The sequence below is a fragment of the Streptomyces yerevanensis genome, assembly GCF_000716805.1.
In the GTDB taxonomy this organism is placed as follows: Bacteria; Actinomycetota; Actinomycetes; order Streptomycetales; family Streptomycetaceae; genus Streptomyces; species Streptomyces flaveus.
Genome location: NZ_JNWJ01000010.1, coordinates 69,402 through 90,218, shown reverse-complemented (window position 1 = coordinate 90,218; position 20,817 = coordinate 69,402). Strand labels below are relative to the sequence as shown.

The 20,817-nt window shown below is 70.4% G+C and carries 17 protein-coding genes; 8 read left to right on the top strand and 9 right to left on the bottom strand.

Annotated elements, in window-relative coordinates; all coding sequences use genetic code 11:
* Positions 1-38: 38 nt before the first annotated feature.
* The 7 genes from OP79_RS12680 to OP79_RS12650 all read right to left on the bottom strand — a co-directional run bounded on the left by OP79_RS12680 (position 39) and on the right by OP79_RS12650 (position 6,928).
* Entirely contained in the window at positions 39-1,172 is a 1,134-nt protein-coding gene (locus OP79_RS12680) for a sensor histidine kinase (RefSeq protein WP_245685300.1), read from the bottom strand.
* Positions 1,173-1,382: 210 nt separating this feature from the next.
* On the bottom strand, positions 1,383-2,072 hold the full coding sequence (locus OP79_RS12675; RefSeq protein ID WP_033320222.1) for a GntR family transcriptional regulator: 690 nt from the start codon (positions 2,070-2,072) through the stop codon (positions 1,383-1,385).
* Positions 2,073-2,099: 27 nt separating this feature from the next.
* The gene (locus OP79_RS12670) at positions 2,100-3,101 is read right to left on the bottom strand and encodes a proline racemase family protein (RefSeq protein ID WP_033320221.1); all 1,002 of its coding nucleotides are present in this window, start codon (positions 3,099-3,101) and stop codon (positions 2,100-2,102) included.
* A 15-nt stretch (positions 3,102-3,116) separates the two neighbouring features.
* The gene (locus OP79_RS12665) at positions 3,117-4,007 is read right to left on the bottom strand and encodes a dihydrodipicolinate synthase family protein (protein WP_033320220.1); all 891 of its coding nucleotides are present in this window, start codon (positions 4,005-4,007) and stop codon (positions 3,117-3,119) included.
* Entirely contained in the window at positions 4,004-5,446 is a 1,443-nt protein-coding gene (locus tag OP79_RS12660) for an NAD(P)/FAD-dependent oxidoreductase (RefSeq protein WP_033320330.1), read from the bottom strand. The genes OP79_RS12665 and OP79_RS12660 overlap by 4 nt, the downstream gene beginning before the upstream one ends.
* Complete coding sequence (locus OP79_RS12655) at positions 5,439-5,750, bottom strand: (2Fe-2S)-binding protein (RefSeq protein WP_033320219.1); 312 nt, start codon at positions 5,748-5,750, stop codon at positions 5,439-5,441. Before OP79_RS12655 ends, OP79_RS12660 begins: the two co-directional genes overlap by 8 nt.
* A complete protein-coding gene (locus tag OP79_RS12650) occupies positions 5,747-6,928 on the bottom strand; it encodes an NAD(P)/FAD-dependent oxidoreductase (protein ID WP_033320218.1) in 1,182 nt (393 codons plus the stop codon). The genes OP79_RS12655 and OP79_RS12650 overlap by 4 nt, the downstream gene beginning before the upstream one ends.
* Positions 6,929-7,644: 716 nt before the next feature.
* Between OP79_RS12650 and OP79_RS53845 the strand changes: the two genes are divergently transcribed.
* The 8 genes from OP79_RS53845 (at position 7,645) to OP79_RS12610 (ending at position 17,377) form a co-directional block, all read left to right on the top strand.
* Positions 7,645-9,042 (top strand): NsdA family TPR-like regulatory protein, encoded by a 1,398-nt coding sequence (locus tag OP79_RS53845; protein ID WP_033320217.1) that lies wholly within the window; start codon positions 7,645-7,647, stop codon positions 9,040-9,042.
* A 152-nt stretch (positions 9,043-9,194) separates the two neighbouring features.
* Positions 9,195-9,524, top strand: coding sequence for a hypothetical protein (locus OP79_RS12640; protein ID WP_033320216.1), 330 nt, complete (start codon positions 9,195-9,197; stop codon positions 9,522-9,524).
* 75 nt (positions 9,525-9,599) lie between these two features.
* Entirely contained in the window at positions 9,600-11,093 is a 1,494-nt protein-coding gene (locus OP79_RS12635; RefSeq protein WP_245685299.1) for an ABC1 kinase family protein, read from the top strand.
* Positions 11,094-11,256: 163 nt separating this feature from the next.
* On the top strand, positions 11,257-13,113 hold the full coding sequence (locus OP79_RS12630; RefSeq protein ID WP_051744601.1) for a 1-deoxy-D-xylulose-5-phosphate synthase: 1,857 nt from the start codon (positions 11,257-11,259) through the stop codon (positions 13,111-13,113).
* The gene (ispG, locus tag OP79_RS12625; RefSeq protein ID WP_051744600.1) at positions 13,110-14,222 is read left to right on the top strand and encodes a flavodoxin-dependent (E)-4-hydroxy-3-methylbut-2-enyl-diphosphate synthase; all 1,113 of its coding nucleotides are present in this window, start codon (positions 13,110-13,112) and stop codon (positions 14,220-14,222) included. The genes OP79_RS12630 and ispG overlap by 4 nt, the downstream gene beginning before the upstream one ends.
* Entirely contained in the window at positions 14,219-15,292 is a 1,074-nt protein-coding gene (locus tag OP79_RS12620; protein WP_033320214.1) for a polyprenyl synthetase family protein, read from the top strand. Before ispG ends, OP79_RS12620 begins: the two co-directional genes overlap by 4 nt.
* Positions 15,289-16,278 carry a 4-hydroxy-3-methylbut-2-enyl diphosphate reductase gene (locus tag OP79_RS12615; RefSeq protein ID WP_051744599.1) on the top strand — a complete coding sequence of 330 codons (990 nt, stop codon included), beginning with the start codon at positions 15,289-15,291 and terminating at the stop codon, positions 16,276-16,278. Before OP79_RS12620 ends, OP79_RS12615 begins: the two co-directional genes overlap by 4 nt.
* A 19-nt stretch (positions 16,279-16,297) precedes the next feature.
* Positions 16,298-17,377, top strand: a complete 1,080-nt coding sequence (locus OP79_RS12610) for a terpene synthase family protein (protein ID WP_033320213.1) — start codon at positions 16,298-16,300, stop codon at positions 17,375-17,377.
* Positions 17,378-17,409: 32 nt separating this feature from the next.
* Here OP79_RS12610 and OP79_RS12605 read toward each other — a convergent pair whose 3' ends face one another.
* Entirely contained in the window at positions 17,410-18,132 is a 723-nt protein-coding gene (locus OP79_RS12605) for a class I SAM-dependent methyltransferase (protein WP_033320212.1), read from the bottom strand.
* Between the two features lie 149 nt (positions 18,133-18,281).
* A complete protein-coding gene (locus OP79_RS12600; protein ID WP_033320211.1) occupies positions 18,282-20,780 on the bottom strand; it encodes an ATP-binding SpoIIE family protein phosphatase in 2,499 nt (832 codons plus the stop codon).
* Positions 20,781-20,817 lie beyond the last annotated feature (37 nt).

The following is a 20,817-nucleotide window of genomic DNA, read 5'->3' as shown; positions in this document are numbered from 1 at the left end:
CTTGGCGGGCCGAAGCCATACTTGCGAATGAGTCCGGCTCAGTACGGCAGCGTTGCCAGCACCCGGAAACCTGTGCCCGGCTGCGGCCCGGCGGTGAGGGTGCCGCCGTGCGCGGCGACTCGCTCCTTCATCCCGACGAGGCCCATTCCGCCGCCGGGCACGGTCGGCCGTTGCCCGGGTCCAGGACCGTCGTCGGCGATGTCGATCGTCAACGTGCCCTGCTCCGCGGTGAGATGCACCCGGCAGCCGGTCGGCGCGGCGTGCTTGATGATGTTGGTCAGCGCCTCCTGGACGACCCGGAACGCGGACAGCGCCACCCCGTCTGGAGGTTCCTCGGCGCACCGGGACCGCAGGTCGACGCGTACACCCGCCGCCTCTGCCGTCCGCACCAGAGCGGGCAGGTCCGACAGCCCGAGAACCGGCCGGAGATCCTGAGCTCCGCCCTCCTGCTCCCGGCGCAGCACATTGAGGGTGGCTCGCATGTCGCGCAGCGCACTGCGGGCCACGTCCTCGATGACGGTCAGGGCTTCCCGTGCCTCCTCGGGGCGGGTGTCGACCACGTGGTTGGCAACACCGGCCTTGACCGCGATCAGGCCCACGCTGTGCGTGACGACGTCGTGGATGTCACGTGCGATGCGGAGGCGTTCCTCGACCTTCGCCTGCTCGGTCGCCTGCTCGATGGCGCGCCGCGTGCTCTCCCGCCGTTCCCTGACGGCCGTCCCCGCCGCCCAGGTGGCGCCGAGGACGAGCAGTCCGAACACGACCTGCACGACCTTGGTCCCGCCCTGGTAGCTCTGCCCTCCTGTCGCCGTGAGCAGGGCTGCGCCCGCCGCGCACAGCCCGGCGATGAAAACCGCGGACAGTCCTGGTTGCCGCCTCCTCGTCGTGGCCACCATGTACAGGGCGTAGGCCGTGGCCAGAAACGGGGCCGGTCCGACACCGACCGCCAGCGCCACGCACGCGGTGGTCAGAACGAACCCGAAGACCGGCACGGGCCACAGCCGCCGGACAGCCAACGGCAGTGCGATGCTCAGCGACAGCAGCCATACGGTGCTGCCGCTCACCTCGCCGCTGACGGCCGGCCGCAGCACCGACACCTGCGGGAGCAGCGCGAACCCGACTGCGGCCAGCACATCGAGCATGATCAAGCGCCGACGAGGGATATCACCCATGCCTTTGAACGTATGCGTTCGGTTCACAGGGCGTCCAATGCATCGGTGGTCCTCTGCGACGGTCCAGGTCCGGGTGCAGATCCGTCCGAACTACCCAACTGAGTGGGGGGATTCGACGAACCGCGGCTGCCTGGAAGGGAGGGCCGACCCTGCACGGTGCTGTCCCGTCCGGCGGTTATCCGACCAGTCATCCCCGCGGGGCGCGGAGGATCATCCGGCGGCCCACAAGCCCCGTACGTGCCCGAGATGCCTGGTCATGACCGCGCGTACCGCCTCCTCGTCGCGGGCCGCGAGCGCCTCCAGAATCTCCAGGTGCTCCTTCGCGGAGTCCTCCAGGCGGCCCGCCTCGGCCAGCGCCTGCAGGCCGTAGAGGCGGGAGCGTTTGCGGAGGTCGCGCACCACCTCGACCAGATGCTCGTTGCCGGCGAGCGCGAGCAGGCCGAGGTGGAAGCGGGTGTCCGCCTCGACGTGCGCGATGAGGTCGCCCGCCGCGGCAGCTGTGACGGTCTCCTCGGCGGCGGGGCGCAGCGCCTCCAGGGCGACGGGGTCGACGGTGGTGGCGAGACCTGCGGTCGTGGGGATCTCGATGAGCGAGCGGATGTGGGTGTACTCGTCGAGCTGCTTCTCGGAGACGGCGGTGACCCGGAAGCCCTTGTTCGGCACGGTGTCGACCAGGCCCTCTTTGACGAGGTCGAGCATGGCCTCGCGTACCGGCGTCGCCGAGACACCGAAGCGGGCGGCGAGGGTCGGCGCGGAGTACACCTCGCCGGGGCGCAGTTCCCCGGCGATCAGCGCGGCGCGCAGGGCGTCGGCGACGCGCTCTCGGTAGTTGCGCTTCAGGCCGCCGAGGGTGGGCAGGGCGGGGGCGGCGGACCGGGTGCTGGTGCGCTGGGCGGGCATGAGGGTGGCTCCTGGTAACGACGGGGCTCAGAGGACGAACCCGGCCGGGAATGGGTCGGACGGATCGAGCAGGTACTGGGCAGTGCCGGTCACCCAGGCACGCCCGGTGAAGCTGGGCAGCACGGCCGGGATCCCGGCGACCTCGGTGGTCCCGAGGAGCCGCCCGGTGAACCGCGTCCCGATGAAGGACTCGTTCACGAACTCGGTGTGCAGCGGGAGTTCACCGCGCGCGTGCAACTGCGCCATGCGCGCGCTGGTCCCTGTACCGCAGGGTGAGCGGTCGAACCAGCCGGGGTGGATCGCCATCGCGTGGCGCGAGTGCCGGGCGTCGGAGCCCGGGGCGACGAAGTGCACATGGTGGCAGCCGCGGATGGAAGGGTCCTCGGGATGGACGGGCTCCGCCTCCTCGTTGATGGCGTCCATCAGGGCGAGACCGGCGGCGATGATGTCGTCCTTGCGGGCACGGTCGAAGGGCAGCCCGAGCTGGTCGATCGGCAGGATCGCGTAGAAGTTCCCGCCGTACGCCAGGTCGTACGTCACCGTCCGCCCGTCGGCCGGCGTGGCCTTTCGGTCGAGGCCGACGGAGAACGAGGGCACGTTCTGGAGGGTGACGGCCTTGGCGGCCCCGTCCTCCACCGCGACCTCGGCGATGACGAGTCCGGCCGGGGTGTCGAGCCGGATGGTGGTGACCGGCTCGACGACCTCCACCATGCCTGTCTCCACGAGCACGGTGGCGACGCCGATCGTGCCGTGCCCGCACATGGGCAGATAGCCGGAGACCTCGATGTAGACGACCCCGTAGTCGCAGTCGGGGCGGGTGGGCGGCTGAAGGATGGCGCCGCTCATCGCGGAGTGCCCGCGCGGCTCGTTCATCAGCAACTGCCTGATGTGGTCGCGGTGTTCACGGAAGTACAGGCGCCGCTCGTTCATGGTCGCGCCCGGGATGGTGCCGATGCCGCCGGTGATCACCCGGGTCGGCATGCCCTCGGTGTGCGAGTCGACGGCGTGCAGGACGAGTTTGCTGCGCATGACCGTGCCTCCTCCTTATGCGAGCCCTGCCGCGACGGCCTTCTCGGTGGCGGCGCGCACGGCTGCCTCCTGCTCCGGCAGGAGCGGGACGCGCGGCGGGCGTACCGGGCCGCCGTGCCGCCCGGCGATGTCCATCGACAGCTTGATGGCCTGTACGAACTCGACCTTCGAGTCCCAGCGCAGCAGCGGGTGCAGCTGCCGGTAGAGAGGCAGTGCGGTGTCGAGGTCACCCTCCACCGCGGCGCGGTAGAGCTCGACGCTCGCGGCGGGCAGCGCGTTCGGATAGCCCGCCACCCAGCCCTTGGCGCCCGCGATCGCCAGCTCGAGCAGCACGTCGTCGGCTCCGATCAACAGGTCGAGTTCGGGGGCGAGTTCGGCCAGCCGGTAGGCGCGCCGGACATCGCCCGAGAACTCCTTGACGCCTTGGATGTACCCCTCGCTGTGCAGTTTCGCGAGCAGTTCGGGTACGAGGTCCACCTTGGTGTCGATGGGGTTGTTGTACGCCACGATGGGCAGCCCCGCCTTCACGACCTCGGCGTAGTGGGCGAGGACCGAGCGTTCGTCGGCGCGGTAGGCGTTGGGCGGCAGCAGCATCACCGCGCGGCAGCCGGCGTCGCGCGCCTGCTCGGCCCAGCGGCGGGACTCGGCGGACCCGTAGGCGGCGACGCCGGGCATCACGCGCTCTCCACCGATCGCGGCGACGGCCGTCTCGACGACCTTGGCGCGCTCCTCGGGGGTGAGCACCTGGTACTCGCCGAGGGAACCGTTCGGTACAACGCCGTCGCAGCCGTTCTCGACGAGCCAGGCGCAGTGCTCGGCGAACTTGTCGTAGTCGACGGAGAGATCGTCGCGCAGCGGGAGGGCGGTGGCGACGAGGACGCCGCGCCAGGGGCGGTGGTCGGTCATGAGGATCCTTCCTCGGTGGGGTCCGTGGAGTCTGTGGAGTCCGTGTGGTGCCGGCCGAAGTCGGTTCCGGCGAGCACGCCGAGCGGTACGGGCCGGGCGAACGGCCGCCGGGACGGGGCAAGTTCGCAACCGGCGAGCCCTGCGACGGCGGGAGCGCACATCCGTCCCTGGCACCAGCCCATCCCGGCCCGCGTCAGCAGCTTCACGGTGCGTATGTCACCGGCGCCGAGCTCGCCTGCGGCCTCCCGGATCGCGGAGGCGGGCACCTCCTCGCAGCGGCAGACGACAGTGTCGTCGGTGACCTGCTCAGTCCAGTGGGCGGGCGGGGCGTAGACGGTGTCGAGGACGGTGAAGAACTCCCGCAGTCGGGTACGGGCCTTGGCGGCAGCCTCGTACGAACCCGCGTCAGGCGTACGGGAGTTGAGCCGGGCCGCGATCGAGAGGCCGGCGATCCTGCCCTCGGCGAGCGACAGCACGGCGCCGCCGATCCCGGTGGTCTCCCCGGCCGCCCAGACGCCGGGCACATCGGTGCGCTGCTCGTCGTCGACGGCGACGCCCGGCCCGTCGAGACGGCAGCCGAGCGCCTCGGCGAGGTCGGTGTGCGGCAGCATGCCGTGCCCCACGGCGAGGGTGTCGCAGGCGATACGCCGCTCGGTGCCGGGCCGGACCCGCCCGCCGCCGTCCAGCGCGGCAACGGTCACGGCCTCGACCCGGTTGCTGCCATGCGCCGCGACTACGGTGTGGTGGGCCTTGATCCGCACCCGGCGCCGGGCCAACTCGGCGGCATACCGGGCGCCTTCGGCGAGCTTGGCCGGGTGTGCGGCCAGCGTCCTGGCATGCCCCGCGAAGGCCCTCGCTCCGGCGGACTCGACGAGCGCGGCGACCTCCGCCCCGGCCGCCGCGAGCCCGACCGCCACCGGCATCAGCAACGGCCCGGTCCCCGCCACCACGGCCGTACGCCCCGGCAACACGAGCCCGCCCTTGAGCATGGCCTGCGCCCCACCCGCGGTGACCACTCCGGGGAGGGTCCACCCGGGGAACGGCAGGACCTTCTCATACCCACCGGTGGCGAGCAGCACGGCGTCAGCACGGACGGCGACGGACTGTTCCTGCTCGGGACCGAGGAGGGCGTGGACGACGAACGCGTCTGATGTCGGCTCCACGAACCACACGTGATGGTCCGCCAGATGCGTGATGCGAGCCCCCGCTACATGCGCCGCGAGACCATCACGCAGCCGTTCCCATGTGCGCCACTGGTGGTGCAGGGCCTGCGGACGGCGCGCGCCGAGCGCCGCGGCAGGCTGACGGTAGAACTGGCCGCCCGCCTCCGCAGCCGAGTCGATCAGGGTCACGCGGACACCACGCGCGGCAGCGGCGAGTGCCGCCGCGAGCCCCGCAGGACCCGCACCGACCACCGCGAGGTGCGGCCCCTCAGCCATGATGCCCACGATGGCCGGTCCCTTCCTGCGTACGGATGACATTCCCGGCCTCCGCCCGCACCAGACAAGCGCGTTGGTTCGCCCGTCCGTTGACGGTCACCAGGCAGTCGAAGCAGACCCCGATCCCGCAGAAGACGCCGCGCGGCTCACCACTCCCCCGGGTCGTACGCCATGACGTGATGCCCGCCGCCCAGAGCGCGGCGGCGATCGTCTGGCCGGGCAGGACGGTGATCTCACGGTCGTCGAAGGTGACGGTGAAGGCGGGCCCCGGCCGCGCCCCCACCAACTCCAGCGGAGATCTCACGGACCCTCCTCGGGAAAACGGTCGGGACGGAACGGACTGAGGTCGAGGTCGAGATCGGGATCCGAGGTCTTCCCGGTCAGCACCTGGGCGATCAAGTGCCCGGTCCCCGTGGCGAGTCCGATCCCCGCCCCCTCGTGCCCGCACGCGTGGAAGAGACCGGGCACCCGCGCATCCGGCCCGATCGCGGGCAGATGGTCGGGCATGTACGGGCGGAAGCCGAGGTAACCGCGCATCGCCCGCACCCCCTCCAGGAACGGAAACAACCGCGTAGCCCCCGCCGCCAGCGCCCGCGCGACGGGCAACGAGAAGGCCCGGTCGAAGCCGACCCGTTCCCGGCTGGCCCCGATCAGTACGGGCCCGGCGGCCGTCCCCTCCACCACCGGCGAGGTCTGCAACGCCGCCGAGTCACTGGCCACGTCGGCCACATAGTCCGCGGCGTACACCTTGTGCCGCACCGTACGCGGCGGCAACGGCTCGGTGACGAGGACGAAGCCACGCCGGGGCAGCACGGGCAGGGATGTACCGGCGAGCGCGGCCAGCTCCCCGCCCCAAGTCCCGGCAGCGTTCACGACGGCAGGTGCATGAATCTCGCCCTCAGAGGTACGCACTCCCCGCACCGCTCCCGCCCCCGTACGCAGCACTTCCGTGACAGTCCACCCCGTCCGCAACGAGGCACCCGCAGCCCTGGCGAGCCGTACGACATGGGCGGCGGCGAGGGTAGGCATGACCTGGGCGTCCTGCGGATACAGCACCCCGCCCGCGAGCCCCTTCGCCAACTTCGGCTCCACATCGTGAAGTTGCCCCGCACCAACCGCCACGGCCTCGACCCCGGCCGCCCGCTGCCCATCAGCGAGCCCTTCCAGAGCCACGAGCCCCTCCGCCGAGGAGGCAACAACGAGCCCACCCTTGAGGTCGTACTCAACAGCCGCAGCGATACCGGGCTCCCCGGCGAGCTCACCCCACAACCGCCCGGACAACAGGGCAAGTTCAAGCTCAGGCCCAGGCTCCTTGTCGGACACGAGCAGATTCCCCTCACCCGCCCCGGTAGTCCCCCCGGCCACCGCCCCACGATCGACAAGAACAACACGAAGCCCCGCCCGAGCCGAGTACAGGGCACAGGCAGCCCCCACCATCCCGGCCCCAACGACGACAACATCGCAGGTCAGCAGCGCACTCACCTCAGTACCATGTCACATACCGCTGAACGAGCCAAGGGTGCGGCGCTCGTGAGGGGGCCGGGAGACCTGTTTCCGGAGACACCGTTTCTTCCTGGACCATCACGCGCGGATCGGCTCTCCCCTCTACCCGCAGCGGCGGCTCCCACGCCTTGACGATCGGCTCGGCCAGCGCCCATGCCTCATCGGTCAGCTCGTCCGGCACAAACCGTTCGTTCGCCTTGAACCACTCCGCCGTCGATCAGGCCAGGCCCACCCGGGGTCGCGGAATTCAGACCGGTGATCGTGACCCGCCCTCACGCCACTACGGATGCTCAGGCGGGTGAATGTAGTGCACGGCGGTGCTGCCGTGCGGTCGGCAATGCGGCCACTTGAAGGCGCTCCTGTCGCTCAGGCACTTCGACCAGACATATTGATGTTAGTAATTACTCGAAAGAGCTAATTGAGGGATCGCTTTCACCTTCGATGGGCATCGCGCTATTAGCGGAAAGTGATCAATTGGATCCACTCGCTCAGAAAGTGGTCGCGGGAATCGCACAGTGCCCGCCGCCGTGGTCCCACAGACCGAAAGTTCCCGTACAAGCAGGCGGCTCCTGAAGCTGTCCCGCCAGGGCAAGGAGCTTGGGAAACTCCCCCAAGGCGACGGGCATGTCTCTGATGTCCTGCCCCAGGACACTGCGAGGTCCGCCGCGGGCAGTCCGATGCTTTTGAGGAGGGGGATGGCCGGCCGTCGTGCAGCCAACGACTCCCTGCGGATGCTGCTCTCCACAGCCGACTGGACGTACGAGGCCCTGGCCCGGAACGTCAACGCGATCGGTGCCGAAAACGGCATGCGTCTGCGCTACGACCGCACCTCGGTGGCCCACTGGCTGGCGGGGTCGGTTCCCCGGCTCCGCACCAGGGAGTTGATCGCCGAGGCGTTCACTCGCAGACTGCGCCGCCCCGTGCCCCTCGTCGAGCTGGGTATGGGGGATTCCGCTCCCGACATCCTGGACGCCGTTGATCCGTACGGCGGGGCGATCGCCGAGAGGGAGACGTCCGCGGTGGCGCGTCTGGCCGTGCTGTGCGGGATGGATGCCGATCCCGCGCGCCGGCGCCTGGTGCAGCAGTCCGTCTACGGCGCCATGAGGCTTGACGTGCCTGTGTGGCCGGAGAGGAGTAACGCATGCCGCTCCACAGAGCGGCCGACAGCAAGCGGGCCTGCGGGCCGTCTGGAGGACATCGAGGGCCTGCGGGATGCCGCGGACTTCTTCCGCCGCGCAGGCGACTTCGGCGGACGTCACGCTCGTACGGCCCTGGTGTCCTACCTCCACGACGATGTCGTCCCCCGACTTCACGCAGGAAGCCACGAGATCACGCATCTTCGGCTGCTGACGGAAGCGACCCGGCTGGTTCACGTGCTCGCCCGTATGTACGTCGACGACGTGAAGAACGGCGCGGCGCAGCACTACCACCACGCCGCTCTCCGCCTGGCCGCCGAGGCCGGCGACCGCACGGCGTACGCCGTCGTGCTGCGGAGCATGAGCACCCACGCCCTCGACCTCGGGCACCGCCGCACGGCCCTGCGCCTGTCCGAGGCGGCCGTCAGCACCGCTTCCGCTGACGCCCCTCCTGAGGTTCGGGCCTCTTTGCTGTCCCAACTTGCTCTCGCTCAAGCCACGATGGGGGATCGCTGCCGGGCGACCGCCTCCCTGGCCACGGCGGAACGGCATCAGCACCAGGTGTCCACCCCCGGCACGGCAGGCCACGACGCGCACGCACCCTGCTCCTCCTGGGCCTCCGTCACCGCCCGGAAGGGGCGGACACTGGCCGCCCTGGGCGACCGTGCGTCGGCGATCACTGCCCTTCGTCTGTCCCTGGAGCACCGCCCCGCGACCGCGTACCTTTCCCGCGCGCTCACTCATGCGGAGATCGCCCGGCTGCTCCTCGGCGGCGGCCGACTGGACGAGGCCTGTACGGCATGGCACCGGTTCCTCGACGACCACCTCCACCTGCGGTCCGGCCGCGCCGACCGGATCCTGGCCGAACTGCGCGGGGAACTGCGGGTCCACGCGGCCCACCCTCCGGTCCGGGTCCTGCTGCGCCGCGCGGACACGGCCGTGCGTCGGCCGGGATGAACTCCGGCGCCGTGGACGCCTGCTGACGCGTGCAGCCGCGCACAACACGTTCAACACGGACGGGCACTGAGGCCCGCATGAAGGCCTTCCCCGACGTGAACGTATGAAGCGGCGCCACATTCCGGACCGCAGGACCAGAGAGGTTCCGTGCAATGGCAAGAAGCCGATCCAGGCGGAGGCGTAATCGCCGTTCCAGCATCAGCTGCTATCTGAGGGACATCGTCGACGCCACCGAGGACTTCGTCGACGATGTGCTGGACGACGCCGACGAGTTCGAGTCCGACATCCGCCACAGCCTGAGCAAAGCCCTGGACGACGACTACGACGACGATGACGACGACAGCCATGACCGCGACCGGGACCGGGACCGGGACCGCGATCGGGTCCGCCACGAGCGGAACCGGCGGGAGGTCGCCGAGTTGAAGGCCGAACTCGTCGACCTCAAGGACAAGATCGCGAGGATGGCCCCAGAACAGCGGTAGGCGTGGTGAGCCCGTCCGGTCGTCGTCACACAGGGGAAGGCGGGGAAGTGCATGGGGAGCGGCCGAGGCCGTCTGGTGGCACGCACCCTGGGTGACCTGATCGGACGGGAGGCCGCGCATACGTTCCGGCCGCGTCGCCATCCCGTCGGCGACCGGCCGGACGTCGGGGAGCGGCGCGCCCGGAGCGTACGGCAGGCCCTGGAGAGCCTCGGCCCGTTCTACATCAAGGTCGGGCAGATGCTGGCCACCCGCCCCGACTTCGTCCCTCCGGCGATGATCAGCGAGTTCGAGAAGCTCCACGACCAGGTGTCGCCTACGCCTTTCGCCACCTTCGAACCGGTGCTGGTGGAGGAGCTGGGGCCTGGCTGGCGGCAGCGTTTCAGGGACATCGACACCACACAGCCGTTGGGGACCGCTTCTCTGGCTCAGGTCTATCGCGGCGTGCTCCCCGACGGAGAGCAGGTCGCAGTCAAGATCCAGAGGCCCGGCGTCCGCGACGTCATGGCCGAGGACATGGCCCTGCTGCACAGGGTGTCCCGCTTCACGGCGAAGCGGATGCCCCGGTTCAACGACGTCATCGACATCGAGGCCATGCTCGCGGTGGTCTTCGACGCCATGCGCCCCGAACTGGACTTCGTCCTGGAAGCCCGCAACATGGAACGGGCACGGGAAGTCGCCCGGGAATTCGAGCACATCGCCGTCCCGCGGGTTGTCGACGCCACGCCGCGCGTCCTGGTACAGAGCCTGGCGCCCGGCTGTCCCATACGGGAGGCCGACCGGGACGCCTTCTCGGTGCGGGAGCGGCAGGACATCGGCCGCGACCTGCTGGCCTTCATGTATCGCGGCTACTTCATCGACCGCGTCTTCCACGCCGACCCGCATCCGGGCAACATCTTCGTGCACCCCGGAGAGAAGGCGACGATCATCGACTGGGGAATGGTCGGGCGCATCGACCGTCCCATGAGCAACAGCATCCTGCTGCTCATGCTCAACCTGGCGATGAACGACGGAGCCGGAACGGCCAGGGCCTGGATCGACATGGGCAGTTGCACCGCGTGGACGCAGGCCGCCGCGTTCGCCGACGACATGGCGGCGCTGGTTCCGAAGATCGCCACCGCATCCCTGGAGGAACTCGACTTCGGCGTCACGCTGACCGCCGTCCTCCAGCACTCCACGCGGCGCGGGATCCGGACCAGCCCGATGGTGTCCATCCTGGGCAAGTCCTTCGCCAACATCGAGGGGTCGATCCGCCACCTGTGCCCGGAACTCTCCCTCGTCGACGTGTTCTCCGAGGAACTCTCCGGCATCGTCACCGGCCTCCTCAGGGAGTCCTTCTCCGCCGAACAGGTCATGCGCACGGCCCTGGAGGTCGTCGCCGGCGGTGCCTCGGCGTCGCAACAGCTGCGCGGCCTCACCCGCGACCTCACGAACCGTGACCTGGCCATGCGGGTGTCGATGGACGAAGGGGCTCCGGCCGGAGGCCGGACGGGGTTTCACCTGGGGCCGAAGGAAATGGCTCTGGCGCTCGGTGCCTTGGCGCTCGGGAGTCGGCGAAGAAACCCGGGATGACGCACACCTCATTCAACCCCTTCAACACCGCCGGGGCTCCCGAATTCTTCCCCTGAGCACGGCGAGAACAATTCAATGGAATGGCTGCCATGCAGTCAGACGGGCGAAGAGACGACCAAATCCCGCGCGTGGTGGGCAGGTTCCCGAAGGGAGTATCCGGTTTATGGCGCTGCCATCCGTCACCCCCGACATTCCGCGCCCGGGCCTGCTGCGCGAGTGCGGCAGTTCCGAACTCACACAACTGGCCGGGCACATCCGTGCCTTCCTCATCGACAAGGTCACCGCGGCCGGAGGCCACCTCGGGCCGAACCTCGGGGTGGTGGAACTGACGATCGCCCTGCACCGGGTCTTCGACACCCCGCGCGACACCCTGCTGTTCGACACCGGGCACCAGTCCTACGTCCACAAGATCCTGACCGGTCGCCGGGACGGCTTCGACCGGCTCCGCAGGTGCGGCGGTCTCTCCGGTTACCCCAGCCGCGCCGAGTCCCCGCACGACCACATCGAGAACTCGCACGCGTCGACCGCGCTGGCCTACGCAGACGGCCTGGCCAAGGCCCGTGCCCTGAGCGGCGAGGGGCATCGCAGCGTGGTCGCGGTGGTCGGGGACGGGGCTCTCACCGGGGGACTGGCACTGGAGGCCCTCAACAACATCGGTGCCTCCCCCCACCGCCCGGTGGTCGTCGTCCTCAATGACAACGGCCGCTCCTACTCCCCCACCGTCGGCGCTCTGGCCCTCCACCTACGTGGGTTGCGGCATGCCCCCCAAAGCGCCGACGGCGGGCCACGCACTTGTGGCCCACCCGACCACCAGAACTTCTTCGAGAACCTCGGGTTCCTCTACCTCGGTCCGGTCGACGGCCACGACATCACGGCACTGGAGGCAGCCCTGGGCCGGGCCCGTACCGCCGACCGCCCGGTCGTCGTCCACACGGTCACCGTCAAAGGCAAGGGGTACGAGCCCGCGGAAGCCGACGAGGACGACCGCCTGCACACGGTCGGCGCCGCCGACCCGGCCACCACCGCACCGCGCACCTCACCGGCACCGAGTTGGACGGACGTCTTCGCCACCGAACTGATCACCCTGGCGGCCGGGCGGGAAGACCTGGTGGGCATCACCGCCGCCATGCCCGGCCCCACCGGGCTGGCCCGTCTCGCCGCCGTCAGCCCTGACCGCGTCTTCGACGTGGGCATCGCCGAGCAGCACGCGGTCACCTCCGCCGCCGGTCTGGCGATGGGCGGATACCACCCGGTGGTCGCCCTGTACGCCACGTTTCTCAACCGGGCCTTCGACCAGGTCCTGATGGACGTGGCACTACATCGACTGCCGGTCACCTTCGTACTGGACCGGGCCGGGATCACCGGACCCGACGGTGCCAGCCACCACGGCATGTGGGACCTGTCCGTCCTGTCCGCCGTGCCCGGCCTGCGGGTCGGGGTGCCCCGCGACGCCCCCACGCTGCGGGTCCTGCTGCGCGAGGCGTTGGACCACGGCGACGGCCCCACCGCCATCCGGTTCCCCAAGGCCGCCGCCGGTGCCGACATCCCCGCCGTGGACCGCGGGGGCACAGGGCGGGGAAGCGCGGTCGACACCCTCGCGTGCCCCGGTGTCCGTGACGTCCTGATCGTCGCGGTGGGCCCCCTGGCGACCGACTGCCTGTCCGCCGCCGCCTATCTGACCGCCCAGGGCGTCGGGACCGGCGTCATCGACCCCCGCTGGGTGCTGCCCGTCTCCCCGGAGGTCGTCCGGCTGGCGGCCATGCACCGGCTGGTGGTGACGGTGGAGGACAACACCCGCGCCGCCGGGGTCGGCACGGCCGTCGCCCAGGCGTGCCACGACGCCGGCGTCCGCACTCCCGTGGTCAACCTCGGGCTGCCGCACGCCTTCGTGTCCCACGGCACCCGGCCCGAACTGCTGAAGGCTGCGGGTCTGCACACCCACGGCATCGTCCACTCCGTTCTGCGCGCCCGCGCGGGCCGCCCCCTCGACACCACTTCCAGCCCCCTGTGGAGCGCATGATGGCCGTAGACCTCGGCATGCCCACCGTCCCAGCCACCCCGTCGCGCCGCCCCAGCCGCAAACTCATGGTCGGTACCGTGGCCGTCGGAGGCGACGCTCCGATCTCCGTGCAGTCGATGACCACCACCGTCACCGCGGACATCGGCGCCACGCTCCAGCAGATCGCCGAGCTGACCGCCTCCGGCTGCGAGATCGTCCGCGTGGCCTGCCCGTCCCAGGACGACGCCGACGCGCTGCCGGTCATCGCCAGGAAGTCCCGGATCCCGGTGATCGCCGACATCCACTTCCAGCCCAAGTACGTCTTCGCGGCCATCGACGCCGGCTGTGCGGCGGTGCGGGTCAACCCGGGCAACATCCGGCAGTTCGACGACAAGGTCAAGGAAATCGCCAGGGCCGCCGCGGACGCGGGCGTACCCCTCCGCATCGGCGTCAACGCCGGCTCGCTGGACAGGCGGCTGCTGGCCAAGTACGGCAAGGCCACCCCCGAGGCGCTGGTGGAGTCCGCGCTGTGGGAGTGCTCGCTGTTCGAGGAGCACGGCTTTCGCGACATCAAGATCTCGGTCAAGCACCACGACCCTCAAACGGTGATCGCCGCCTACCGGCTCCTCGCCCGTTCCTGCGACTACCCGCTGCACCTGGGGGTGACCGAGGCCGGACCTGCCTTCCAGGGCACCGTCAAGTCCGCCGTCGCCTTCGGAGTTCTGCTGTCCGAGGGCATCGGCGACACCATCCGCGTCTCGCTGTCGGCGCCTCCGGTCGAAGAGGTCAAGGCAGGCGAGCAGATCCTCCAGTCCCTGGGCTTGCGCCCCCGCCACCTGGAGATCGTCTCCTGCCCCTCCTGCGGTCGCGCCCAGGTGGATGTCTACCGGCTCACCGACCAGGTGACGGCGGCCTTCGAAGGCTTTCCGCATCCTCTGCGCGTCGCCGTCATGGGCTGTGTCGTCAATGGCCCCGGCGAGGCCCGCGAGGCCGACCTCGGTGTCGCGTCCGGCAACGGCAAGGGCCAGATCTTCGTCAAGGGCGAGGTCATCAAGACCGTCCCCGAGTCGAAGATCGTGGAAACCCTCGTCGAGGAGGCTCTCCGCCTCGCCGAGGAGGAGACGTCATGACCGCAACCGTCGTCCACGCCCCAGGCCTCGATGACGTACCAGCGGCCGTCGAGGCGGCTTTGGAGGAGTTCCTCGACGGTAAGGCCCGCACCGGTGCCGACGACAACTTGCGCCAGTTCACCGAGCTGCTGCGCGGCCTGCTCAGTGCGGGCGGCAAGCGGCTGCGCCCCGTCCTGTGCTGCTGCGGCTGGCTGGCGGCGGGCGGAGGGGATCTGGCACCCGTCGTGCCCGCCGCCGCCTCGCTGGAGCTCTTCCACACGTTCGCCCTCATCCACGACGACATCATGGACCGCAGCGACACCCGGCGCGGGCACCCCACGGTCCACCGCACCCTGGCCGCCCGCGTGTGCGGACGCCTCGGTCTCCTGGACGCCGAGAGCTTCGGGGTCAACGGCGCGATTCTGCTCGGCGACCTCGCCATGGTCTGGTCCGACGAACTCCTCCACGCCGGCGGACTGTCCTCCGCCCGGCTGGCCGCCGCCCGTCCCGTGCTGGACGCCATGCGCAGCGAGGTCATGTACGGCCAGTACCTCGACCTGCTCATCAGCACGGACCTCGACAGCGGCCTGGAGGCGTCGCTGACCGTCGCCCGGTACAAGACGGCCAAGTACACCGTGGAACGCCCCCTGCAACTGGGCGCTGCCCTCGCCGACGGGGACGAGCGGACACTTGAGGCGTGCAGTGCCTACGGTCTTCCGCTCGGCGAGGCGTTCCAGCTGCGCGACGATGTGCTCGGGGTCTTCGGCGACCCCTCGGTGACCGGCAAGCCGCGCCTGGACGACCTGCGCGCGGGCAAGCACACCGCGCTGCTGGCCATCGCTCTGCAGCAGGCCGACCGGGCACAGGCCCGTGTGCTGCGGGCGCTGGTGGGTGATCCTCGCCTTGATGAGTACGGTGCCGCCGCCGTCCGCGGTGTTCTGCGTACCACCGGCGCGCTGGACACCGTCGAGCGCATGATCCGCGAGCGCCGTCAGCAGGCCGTCGACTCCCTCGAACGTTCCCCGTTCCCGCAGTCCGTCCGGGCCGCGCTGTACCAGCTCGCCACCGCCGTCACCGTGAGGACCTCATGACCCTTTCCGGCCCCTCCTCCCTCCATCCCGTCGATCCGTCCGCGACCACACGCCGCCGGCGGGTCCTGCTCGCCGCGCCCCGCGGCTACTGCGCCGGCGTGGACCGTGCCGTCATCACCGTGGAGAAGGCCCTGAAGCGGTACGGGGCGCCGGTCTACGTCCGCAAGCAGATCGTCCACAACACCTATGTGGTCCGCGCTCTGGAGAGGAAGGGCGCGATCTTCGTCGAGGAGACCGACGAGGTACCCGAGGGCGCCGTCGTGGTCTTCTCGGCGCACGGCGTCGCCCCGCAGGTCCACGCCCAGGCCGCCAGGCGCGGACTGACCGCGATCGACGCGACCTGCCCGCTGGTGACCAAGGTCCACAAGGAAGCCCGGCGCTTCGCCCGCGAGGGCTACGACATCCTCCTCATCGGTCACGAGGGGCACGAGGAAGTGATCGGCACGATGGGTGAGGCACCGGACCGCATCCACCTGGTGGGCGGACCGGACGACGTACCGGCCCTGGAGGTCCGTGACGAGCGGCGTGTGGTCTGGCTGTCGCAGACGACGCTGTCGGTGGACGAGACGATGGAAACGGTCGACGCGCTCAAGGAGCGGTTCCCCGCGCTGCTCAGCCCGCCCAGCGACGACATCTGCTATGCGACCCAGAACCGGCAGACGGCGGTGAAGCGGATCGCTGCCGCGTGCGAGCTGGTGATCGTGGTCGGCTCGCGGAACTCCTCCAACTCGGCCCGGCTGGTCGAGGTTGCGACGCAGGCCGGCGCGGACGCCGCCCATCTGGTCGACGGCGCCGAGGAGATCGACGAGACCTGGCTGCGGGACGTGTCCACCGTGGGGCTGACCAGTGGGGCGTCCGTACCGGAGGTCCTGGTCGAGGAGGCCCTGGCCTGGCTCGCCGAGCACGGCTTCGACGACGTCGAGGTCGTACGCGCCGCCGAGGAGCGGCAGCACTTCGCCCTCCCCCGCGAACTGACCCACCCCTGACAGCCGCCCAGGAGCAGCAGTGGACGCCACCGCCATCGAACTCCCCCCGTTCTACTGTCCGATCGAATCCGCCATCCACCCCGAGGTCGAGGAGGTCGAGCGGCGGGCCGTCGACTGGATCGATCGGCTCGGCTTCTGCCGCACCCCGGCCGAGCGCGCGTGGGTGCTCGGCAGCAACAGCGCCGAGTTCTACGCCCGGTTCGCTCCCGAGGCTGACTCCGAACGCCTCTGGGTCACCGCCTGCTGGGTGTACTGGGGCTTCGCCATCGACGACGCGCGCTGCGACGAGGGAACACTGAGTACGGATCCGGCCGCGTTCTCCGCCATGGCGGGACGGGTGCAGCGCGCGCTGGAGGTTCCGGGCCCGCGCCGCTTCGACGACCCCTACGCCGCGGCGCTCCACGACCTCGGCGAGCGTTTCCGGGCATGCGCCACCCCCGTCCAGGTACGGCGTTTCCATCAGGCGCACCGCGCCTGGCTGGCCGGAGTCCAGTGGCAGATCGGCAACCGCTCACGCGGGCACATGCCGACACTCGACGACTACGTCACCATGCGCCTGCACTCCGCCGGAGGAGAACCCACCTACGCCATGCTGGAGATCGCCAACGGTGCCGAGGTACCGGCCCGCGAGATGGACTCACCGGCGGTCTGCGCCCTGACCGAGCTGGCGATCCTGGTCGCCGCCCTGGACAACGACCGGCACTCCTTCGCCAAGGAGGCCGACCGCCACCAGGCCGAGCAGAACATCATCACCGTCCTGATGCGGCAGGACGGCTCCTCGCCCGCCCGCGCGGCAGAGGACGCCGTAGCCCTGCGCGACCGGGTGCTCCGCCGCTTCCTGGTCCTGCGCGACCGCGTCCTGCCCCGGGCGAGCGGTGAACTGCACCGCTACCTCACCGACCTCGGACACGGCATCCGCGGCAACATCGAGTGGGGACTGCGCGTGCCGCGCTACCTCAGCCTCAGCAGCGCCACCGCAGGACCGGGCGAAGTGACCCCGCCCGAACACATCCCCTGGGCCGACCACCCGCTGGACACCAGCGACGAACCACCGCCACTACCGTCCATCACCTGGTGGTGGGACGACCTCACCCTCTGAGGGGATGTCCCCACCCCCACCCACCCACACCTTCAGACCCGCCCCGCCACCACCCACTTGGACGGCAACTCAATCCGCGTACCGTCACCCTGATACTCCGTGGTGACGAGCGGCAGCTCACCACTCGCAAAGACGGTGAGCCCAGCGGACCGCAGATACTCCGGCACCGCGTCATCGGCCACCTCACCCGGCACGATGCCATGCCGGAACACGGGCGCAAGCTTGGCCGGCGGCCCTTCCGGACGCTGGGCAAGGCCACGCAGCACAAGCCCCGCAGCCTCGGCGAGCTCAACGAGAAAGGCACGCCCCCGCTCCCCCACCAGCGCGGCAACGCCGTCGACCAGCGGCTGCCGATCATCAGGCTCGCACTGATGAAGCACCCCCCGCATGTACACGTTCACGTCCCCAAGCTCGGCATGCAACGTCTCCGCCTCGCTCTTCTCAGCCGCATCGAGCAGCCGATACGCGGCCTGCCCCGCCCGATCCGCATGCCGAGCATGATCGAGGGCGGCAGCCGAGAGATCGGCCCCGACGACATGGGGGTACCGGTCGGCAAGGAAGCGCGTCTGGGTCCCGTTACCGCACCCGAGGTCCACGAAGGGCAGCCCCGGAGCGGCCAAGTGCGGTTCGAACAGCGGGAGATGGACTCCGACGGTGAGGGCGGGCTCCGCGTCCCAGAAGACGGCCCCCTGTTCGTCAGGAGCTTCCTGCCAGAAGCCCTCCCAGGCGTCCCTGTACCGAGTCGTCACGCTCATGCCAGCTCCCCAGGGTGCGACTTGCCCGCCGAAACAAACGGGCCAGATCGGTCTACCGCGCCCGGAGTGCGGCGACAAGCACGCGGCGCACACCTTTCGTACCTTTCACGACTCCTTCGGCACACGTACGCCGCTGCGCGCCCCCGGGGCTAACGACGAGGCAGCGTCATCTCGAACCACACCGTCTTACCGGAGGCACTGCGGCTGGTCCCCCACTCCCGCGCCAGCCGGCTGACCACCCGCAGCCCCCGCCCGTACTCGTCATACGGCCCCGTGCTGAGCATTGTCGGCAACGTGGGATCGTCGTCGTCCACCTCGCACAGCAGCGTGTCCCCACGAACAACCCGCAGCTCGATCCGCCGGCTCCGGGCATGCCGTACGGCATTGGTGACGAGCTCGCTGACCATCAACTCAGCTTGATCAGCAAGCGAGTTGAGCCCCCATTCATGGAGCTGTTCACGAACCACGTCCCGCGCACGACTCACCTCGATCGGCTCAGCCACGAGCCCCCACGTAGCGACGTCCTCAGGCTCGATGCCTCCGAGCCGAGCCATCAGCAGCGCCACGTCGTCCTTACGACCGCCCCGCCCCGCTTTCGAAAACGTCTCGGCGAGGGCACGAATGATGGTGTCGCAGGCATCGTCCATCGACGCCGCCGGATGCGCGGCGGACTCACACAGCGTGGCGAGCCCCACCCCGATGTCCTCGCCGCGCACCTCCACCAGTCCATCCGTGCACATCACCAGCCGGTCGCCGGGCGACACCCGCACCCGTACGGTCTCGAAGGGCACCCCGCCGACCCCGATGGGCGCCCCAGTCGGCAGGTCGAGGAGATCGCTGCGGCCGTCCTCGGCACGGACCAACACCGGTGGTATGTGGCCCGCGTTGGCGATCTGGAGCTCGCTCGCGATGGGGTCGTACACCGCGTACAGACAGGTCGCGAGGTAGTGCTCGCCGAGCCGCTGCGCCAAGTCGTCGAGGTTGCGCAGGAGTTGGGCGGGCGGCAGGTCGAGGCCCGCCATGGTCTGTACGGCGGTGCGCAACTGGCCCATCATCGCGGCCGAGTTGAGCCCGTGCCCCATCACATCGCCGACGACGAGCGCGGTCCGCGAGCCGGGCAGCTTCACCGAGTCGAACCAGTCGCCGCCGACCCGCCCCAGCAACGTACCCGGCAGATAGCGGGTGGCGATGTCGCAGCCCGACATACGGGGCGCGATGTGCGGCAGCATGCTGTCCTGGAGGGTCTCGGCGACATTCTCCTGGTACGTGTACATGCGGGCGTTGTCGAGCACGAGCCCGGCGCGGGCGGCCAGTTCGGCACCCGTCACCCGGTCCATGTCGTTGAACTCGACGCGCTCGGGGTGGCGCAGCAGGATCATGAACCCGAGGACCACATGGCGGGCCTTGAGCGGTACGACCAGCATGGAGCGGCCGGTGATGAGGGGCCGGATGTCGCGCTTCTCGAACTGCGCGGCGATCATGTGCCCCATCTGCTCGCTGATGCGCGGCACGAGGACGGGCTCGCCGGTGGTCATGCACTGGAAGAACGGCGTGTGCGCCGGGAACGGCATGGCCTCGCCGACCGGTACGACATCGTCCCAGCGGCCCGGCTCGTCGGTGTGCTCCACGGCGACGCGGTGCCACATGGTGGTCGTGTCGGGCACGCCGTCGGGGAAGCCCTCACCGGCGACGACCTGTTCGCGCAGGTACGTCCCGGCGACGTCGGTGAAGCGCGGCACCACGGCCTTGCTGACCTCGACGATGGTGCGGGACAGGTCCAGCGAGCTGCCGATGCGCCCGCTGACCTCGTTCAGGAACTCCAGGCGCTCGCGCACGGCGGCGTACTCGAGGTCCTCGCCGTCGTCCTCGAAGTCCGGGGGCAGGGGCTCACCGGACTCCGCCGCCCGAGCCGCACGCTCCCGGCGCGCCTTGCGCTCGGTCCGTCGTGGCACACCCCAGTCGGGCGTGACGGGAACCCGTTCGTTCTGGCTGAACTCCAGGACGGGATAGCCCAGTTCGAGAACCTGCCCGACGATGCGGGCGCTCTCGCCGACGCTCATGCTGGGCAGGATCTCGGGCAGCCGGCGGGCGAGGTCCTGGGAGCCGGGGAAGTCGGTGTGCAGCGCGAAGCCGGGCGCGATGCGCTCGACGGCCGCACTCTCCTCGCCGTCGCCGGCGTCATCGGCGTCGTCGCGGCGTGCCCCGTCCGCGTCGGCCGCCAGCACGAGCAGCCGCTCCTGGCCGGGGCCCACCAAGGGATACGCCCACCACAGGACGTCGGCCCGGTCGCGGCCCGGCACCGAGAGCCGCGCACGGCCGGCCGCAGGGTAGGACAGCCGCCCGTCGAGGGACGCTTCGAGGTCGGGGCCGAGTCCGTCGTACGCGGTATACGCCCCGTACGGCGTGATCTCGTCGTTCTCCGGCAGGGCGCCGGACACGGGCAGCAGATCGACGGCGGCGCGGCCCACCGCCTCCTCCTTGGAGGTCCCGAACAGCCGCCGGGCGCCCCGGCTCCAGTGGGAGACCAGGCCCTCTCGGTCGACGACGACCACGGCCAGCGGAATGCGGCCGGCCGCGACGCTCTCCGCCACTGCGCCGTTCCCGGCTCCGCCGCCTGAAGCCGTGCCCGCATCGGTGCCACGGTCCATGGCCAAGGCCCCTTCTTCCCACGGTCCGCAAGATCTG

Coding starts and splice junctions, on each gene's coding strand:
- OP79_RS12680 (WP_245685300.1), bottom strand. CDS start 1,172: ATGGGTGATATCCCTCGTCGGCGCTTGATCATGCTCGATGTGCTGGCC.
- OP79_RS12670 (WP_033320221.1), bottom strand. CDS start 3,101: ATGCGCAGCAAACTCGTCCTGCACGCCGTCGACTCGCACACCGAGGGC.
- OP79_RS12600 (WP_033320211.1), bottom strand. CDS start 20,780: ATGGACCGTGGCACCGATGCGGGCACGGCTTCAGGCGGCGGAGCCGGG.
- OP79_RS12620 (WP_033320214.1), top strand. CDS start 14,219: ATGACCGCAACCGTCGTCCACGCCCCAGGCCTCGATGACGTACCAGCG.
- OP79_RS12660 (WP_033320330.1), bottom strand. CDS start 5,446: ATGGCTGAGGGGCCGCACCTCGCGGTGGTCGGTGCGGGTCCTGCGGGG.
- OP79_RS12640 (WP_033320216.1), top strand. CDS start 9,195: ATGGCAAGAAGCCGATCCAGGCGGAGGCGTAATCGCCGTTCCAGCATC.
- OP79_RS12675 (WP_033320222.1), bottom strand. CDS start 2,072: ATGCCCGCCCAGCGCACCAGCACCCGGTCCGCCGCCCCCGCCCTGCCC.
- OP79_RS12605 (WP_033320212.1), bottom strand. CDS start 18,132: ATGAGCGTGACGACTCGGTACAGGGACGCCTGGGAGGGCTTCTGGCAG.
- OP79_RS12665 (WP_033320220.1), bottom strand. CDS start 4,007: ATGACCGACCACCGCCCCTGGCGCGGCGTCCTCGTCGCCACCGCCCTC.
- OP79_RS53845 (WP_033320217.1), top strand. CDS start 7,645: ATGGCCGGCCGTCGTGCAGCCAACGACTCCCTGCGGATGCTGCTCTCC.
- ispG (WP_051744600.1), top strand. CDS start 13,110: ATGATGGCCGTAGACCTCGGCATGCCCACCGTCCCAGCCACCCCGTCG.
- OP79_RS12630 (WP_051744601.1), top strand. CDS start 11,257: ATGGCGCTGCCATCCGTCACCCCCGACATTCCGCGCCCGGGCCTGCTG.
- OP79_RS12615 (WP_051744599.1), top strand. CDS start 15,289: ATGACCCTTTCCGGCCCCTCCTCCCTCCATCCCGTCGATCCGTCCGCG.